General features: G+C 40.0%; 2 protein-coding genes and 2 pseudogenes. 2 read left to right on the top strand and 2 right to left on the bottom strand.

Translation table 11 applies throughout. From position 1 onward, the window contains the following. Together BFF42_RS09670 and virA are read right to left on the bottom strand one after the other, a co-directional pair. A pseudogene (locus BFF42_RS09670) lies at window positions 1–287 on the bottom strand (transposase); the annotation flags it as partial. A gap of 178 nt (window positions 288–465) precedes the next feature. Then, on the bottom strand, window positions 466–1,668 hold the full coding sequence (gene virA / locus BFF42_RS09665) for an alpha-tubulin-specific protease (RefSeq protein ID WP_001195009.1): 1,203 nt from the start codon (window positions 1,666–1,668) through the stop codon (window positions 466–468). Between the two features lie 528 nt (window positions 1,669–2,196). Between virA and icsA the strand changes: the two genes are divergently transcribed. Continuing rightward, window positions 2,197–5,505 (top strand): outer membrane autotransporter IcsA, encoded by a 3,309-nt coding sequence (gene icsA, locus BFF42_RS09660; protein WP_039058919.1) that lies wholly within the window; start codon window positions 2,197–2,199, stop codon window positions 5,503–5,505. A gap of 142 nt (window positions 5,506–5,647) precedes the next feature. After that, window positions 5,648–5,966: pseudogene (locus BFF42_RS09655) on the top strand (fimbria/pilus outer membrane usher protein); the annotation flags it as partial. Window positions 5,967–6,181: the final 215 nt, after the last annotated feature.

The following is a 6,181-nucleotide window of genomic DNA, read 5'->3' as shown; positions in this document are numbered from 1 at the left end:
ATAAGCGGAAGCCTGGCGAAGGATATCGTTACTGCGGCGCAGTTCACGATTTTCACGCTCCAGCTCTTTCAGACGCTGACGTTCAGCGGTGGTGAGCCCACCTCACCGCCCCCGGTATCCCGCTCATGCTGGCGTACCCAGACACGCAGAGTCTCCAGTATACAGCCAATCTTTGGAGCAATGGAACAAATCGCTGCCCATTGTGAGTCATATTCGCCCTGACTTTCCAGAACCATACGAACTGCCCGTTGACGGACTTCAGGGGAAAAACGTGTATTTTTAGTCATCCTGTTTACCTCTTTCTCAGGGAGTTTAGTCTCCAGGATTTCCGGGGCGGTTCATAATGATATAAAAAGGATGGGCTGAGATTCTATTGGTCCCCATCCTTTTAGCTTTGGTTTAATAGTTTATAGAGCTGTTCTGAAGAACGTTTTTTTACAGTCTGGCAGCCAATATAATATTGGCTTAAACATCAGGAGATATGATGGCAAATGATACTTGACGACTTTCTGGAGGGATAGCATTGCGAAGCCCTTCACTGCTTGGAAGTGTTCCAGCATGAACGAGATAGCTTGTTTCTATTTTATTAATACCAACACCATTACATGTTATGTGCGATGGTAATATTGATGAGCTAACTTCGTAAGCCCTCCCCCCAGAGGCAGAGATTGCAGTGTCGTTTTTAGGGACAACTGCGTTGATTTTTATAATATGTCCACAATTGTTAATAACTCGTTGTTCAGGCATGAAATTAAGCCTGTTTTCTATGTTTTCGGACATAATTTGGGCATATATGTGTTCCACAGAGGAAGACGTGATGTGAAGAGATTGCCAGAATGCAGATGTTAGTGCGGATATAAATGCAGGGTCTTGAAAGAGTGAAGTAAACAAAAGTTTTTCTGTTTGAAAACATAGGTCTTGTTGGGGGAAGTTTGAATTGATTATTTTATTTACTTGGTTGTAACTTAGCATTTGAAGCTCTTTTTTGCTATCAATGAATTCATTAATCCCTAACTCATTAATTAGATCTGCAATTAATTTTAGTGGTATTTCAATATTGTTGAAATATATTTTTGTACTATTGCTGTCAGATGCTCGAATATCTCTGTAAATATCATGCCAAACACTATTAAAATCAGTGTCTTTAACGGGGAAGTAATCATCGTTTGGTATTATCGATGTACAGCAATTAATGGCTGTTTCAATAACTTCTGGTGCAGGCTTGTGAGTTTTAAAATTCCCTGATACCGGAGCTGTAATAGTATGTACTTTTCCTAAGTTGAATTGTTTTGGGGGGAGTGAACTTAACAAGTTATTATATTCTTTTGATGAAAGTTGAGTGGATTGTATTTTATCTCCATCAAGATAAAAAACCGAACATATGCCTTTGTTAAGGCATAGCCGTATTGAAATGCCATCTATGTTTGCGTGGGCAAACTCTCCGTCCATTTTATCTTGTGATAGTGATGGTGAGAAACTATCCATTAGTTTTTTTTCGCTATATTTTTCGGCTAGAGTTTCGTGTGGAGAATATATTCCGAAAGTTATTATTTTCAGTAAAACGTCACAAAAACTCAATTTATTCCAACTTACTTCTGTAGTTGATTTGACAGTTGACATCCATGATGAGTCATTTCTTTCATGGTTAGTTATGTTTGATGTCTGCATTTGATTTCTCCTGATGTATTTTCCTATTGATGCCAATATATATTAATATAATTAAATTGGGAACATAATAAAATGGAATGTTATTCTTCTCTTTAAGAAAACGATACATTTCCACTAAAAACAATTATGCAGTTATTGCATTGGAGAGTCTGGTAGGAAAGTTGTGATATGAATACATTCATGTTATTGGCTTTGGGGATTAACATCAAGGGGCAGATAGAACCATTGGGTGTATAGAAAAACAAAGTGGTTAAACTTTGGGCAAGCGTACAGAAAGAACTGAAAAGTTGCGGTCTGAAGCAGACTATCATAGTAAAATTATTAATTTATTATCGAACATATAGCTTTCCCCCTCTTTTTTTCAAAGCAAGACACAGGTAAATTTCTCCCGTTGCATTGATATATAACACAGCTCTCATGTTTTGGTTGAGGCTTTGTTTAATATGTTTTTGCATATATCGTCCCTTTATTCCGGATAAAACGGAATCTTTTTAGGGGTTTATCAACCACTTACTGATAATATAGTGCATGAATCAAATTCACAAATTTTTTTGTAATATGACCCAATGTTCACAGGGGGGGGCCGGAGAATTACCTACGGTAAAGGAAAAAACATGCAAATTGTCTTTTTCTCCTTTTGTTGTTGGTGCATCCCTGTTGCTCGGGGGGCCAATAGCTTTTGCTATTCCTCTTTCGGGTACTCAAGAACTTCATTTTTCAGAGGACAATTATGAAAAATTATTAACACCTGTTGATGGACTTTCTCCCTTGGGAGCTGGTGAAGATGGAATGGATGCGTGGTATATAACTTCTTCCAACCCCTCTCATGCATCTAGAACTAAGCTACGGATTAACTCTGATATTATGATTAGCGCAGGTCATGGTGGTGCTGGTGATAATAATGATGGTAATAGTTGTGGCGGTAATGGTGGTGACTCTATTACCGGATCTGACTTGTCTATAATCAATCAAGGCATGATTCTTGGTGGTAGCGGCGGTAGCGGTGCTGACCATAACGGTGATGGTGGTGAGGCTGTTACAGGAGACAATCTGTTTATAATAAATGGAGAAATTATTTCAGGTGGACATGGTGGCGATAGTTATAGTGATAGTGATGGGGGGAATGGAGGTGATGCCGTCACAGGAGTCAATCTACCCATAATCAACAAAGGGACTATTTCCGGTGGTAATGGAGGTAACAATTATGGTGAGGGTGATGGCGGTAATGGAGGTGATGCCATCACAGGAAGCAGCCTCTCTGTAATCAATAAGGGCACGTTCGCTGGAGGCAACGGAGGTGCTGCTTACGGTTATGGTTATGATGGCTACGGTGGTAATGCTATCACAGGAGATAACCTGTCTATAATCAACAATGGAGCTATTTTAGGCGGTAATGGTGGACATTGGGGGGATGCTATAAATGGTAGCAATATGACCATTGCTAATAGCGGATATATAATTTCAGGTAAAGAAGATGATGGAACACAAAATGTAGCAGGTAATGCTATCCACATCACTGGTGGAAACAATTCATTAATACTCCATGAAGGTTCTGTCATTACTGGTGATGTACAGGTTAACAATTCATCCATTCTGAAAATTATCAACAATGATTACACTGGGACCACTCCAACTATTGAAGGTGATTTATGTGCTGGTGATTGTACAACTGTTTCACTATCAGGTAACAAATTCACTGTTTCAGGTGACGTTTCTTTTGGTGAGAACAGTTCTTTAAATTTAGCTGGAATCAGTAGTCTGGAAGCTTCTGGAAATATGTCATTTGGCAACAATGTAAAAGTGGAAGCTATTATAAATAACTGGGCGCAGAAGGACTATAAACTGCTAAGTGCAGATAAAGGGATAACAGGTTTCAGTGTTTCTAATATATCTATCATCAATCCGTTACTCACTACTGGTGCTATTGACTATACAAAAAGCTATATCAGTGACCAGAATAAATTGATCTACGGTTTGAGCTGGAATGATACAGATGGCGACAGTCATGGAGAGTTCAATCTGAAAGAAAACGCTGAACTTACTGTTAGTACTATTCTGGCAGATAATCTCAGCCATCATAATATAAATAGCTGGGACGGAAAATCCCTAACAAAATCAGGGGAGGGAACTCTCATTTTGGCGGAAAAAAATACCTACTCTGGTCTCACCAACATCAATGCAGGCATTCTAAAAATGGGGACAGTTGAAGCTATGACACGTACCGCTGGTGTTATTGTTAATAAAGGTGCTACCTTGAATTTTTCAGGCATGAACCAAACTGTTAACACTTTATTAAATAGTGGGACTGTGCTAATCAATAATATTAATGCCCCTTTTTTGCCTGACCCCGTCATTGTCACAGGTAACATGACTCTGGAGAAAAACGGTCATGTTATTCTCAATAATAGTTCGTCAAATGTCGGTCAGACCTATGTTCAGAAAGGTAATTGGCATGGAAAGGGCGGAATATTATCTTTGGGCGCGGTTCTCGGCAATGACAACAGTAAAACTGACCGGCTGGAAATTACAGGCCATGCGTCTGGTATTACCTATGTTGCAGTGACAAATGAGGGAGGCTCTGGAGATAAAACTCTTGAAGGTGTTCAAATTATTTCGACAGATTCTTCTGATAAGAATGCTTTTATTCAGAAAGGCCGTATTGTTGCTGGTAGTTATGACTATCGCCTGAAACAGGGCACTGTATCTGGACTGAATACCAATAAGTGGTATCTAACTAGTCAGATGGATAATCAAGAATCAAAACAGATGAGCAATCAAGAGTCTACTCAAATGAGTAGTCGCCGAGCTAGTTCACAGCTTGTATCTTCACTTAATTTGGGTGAAGGTAGTATTCACACATGGCGCCCTGAAGCTGGCAGTTATATTGCTAACCTGATAGCAATGAACACGATGTTTAGTCCTTCTCTCTATGACCGACACGGTAGCACTATTGTTGATCCTACTACAGGTCAGCTCAGCGAAACCACCATGTGGATTCGTACTGTTGGTGGACATAATGAGCATAATTTAGCTGATAGACAATTAAAAACCACAGCTAACAGGATGGTTTATCAGATTGGTGGAGATATTTTGAAGACAAACTTCACTGATCATGATGGCTTGCATGTGGGTATTATGGGAGCTTATGGATATCAGGATAGCAAAACTCATAATAAGTATACTAGTTATAGTTCACGAGGAACTGTGAGCGGTTATACTGCCGGTTTGTACAGTTCTTGGTTTCAGGATGAAAAAGAACGAACAGGTCTATATATGGATGCTTGGTTGCAGTACGGTTGGTTTAATAATACAGTCAAAGGAGATGGGGTAACTGGTGAGAAATATTCCAGCAAAGGAATAACAGGAGCTTTGGAAGCTGGCTATATCTACCCAACTATACGCTGGACTACTCATAATAATATTGACAACGCATTGTATCTCAATCCACAAGTCCAGATAACTAGGCATGGGGTAAAAGCAAACGACTATATTGAACACAATGGCACTATGGTCACATCCTCTGGGGTCAATAATATTCAAGCAAAATTGGGATTGCGTACATCCTTAATTAGTCAGAGTTGTATCGATAAGGAGACTCTTCGTAAGTTCGAACCATTTTTGGAAGTGAATTGGAAATGGAGCTCAAAGCAATATGGTGTAATTATGAATGGCATGTCAAATCACCAGATAGGCAACCGTAATGTGATTGAACTCAAAACTGGTGTGGGGGGGCGTCTTGCAGATAACCTAAGCATCTGGGGAAACGTATCTCAGCAATTGGGTAATAACAGTTACAGAGACACCCAAGGTATTTTGGGTGTGAAATATACCTTCTGATAATAAAAATGCAGGGCGTGTTGATGTCCTGCATTTCTCTGGGACCACCGTGTAAAAGCTCGGTGGGTTTTTGTGCACATGATGGTATGCCTGCGATCAATGCCAAACGTGTTTACCAGATCATGCGCCAGAATGCGCTGTTGCTTGGCGTTACACAGGAATTGCATTAGAAAGCGATGAACGAATGCTACCGCCAAATATTCGTGGTTATGCGCCTCAGATTACTGGTATTGCAGAAACTAATGCACGTGTTGTTGTATCTCAACAAGGTCGAGTAATATATGACTCTACTGTACCAGCTGGAACTTTTTCTATTCAGGACTTGAGTAGTTCTGTACGAGGAATATTGGATGTTGAAATTTTTGAGCAAAATGGTAAAAGAAAACATTTCCAAGTAGAAATGTGCAGGTGTGCCTTTCTTATCCAGACTTGGTCAGAGTAGGTATAAATTAGTAACAGGTCTACCTAAAACAAATAATAAAGCAACTGGTGATGCATTTTTTTCGGTGAAGATCCTACGGGGTCCTGAGCCCGGTGAAGTGGCGAGGCAAATCACATGGGGAAGCGTACAGCCTGAACTGAACCGCCCCGGGAATCCTGGAGACTAAACTTCCTGAGAAAGAGGTAAACAGGATGACTAAAAATACTCGTTTTTCCCCCGAAGTCCGTCAACGGG

Origin of the sequence: Shigella sp. FC1661 (assembly GCF_001712525.1) — a bacterium.
In the GTDB taxonomy this organism is placed as follows: Bacteria; Pseudomonadota; Gammaproteobacteria; order Enterobacterales; family Enterobacteriaceae; genus Escherichia; species Escherichia coli.
The sequence above is the reverse complement of the archived record's forward strand: the minus strand, read 5'-3'. Positions and strand labels throughout refer to the sequence as shown.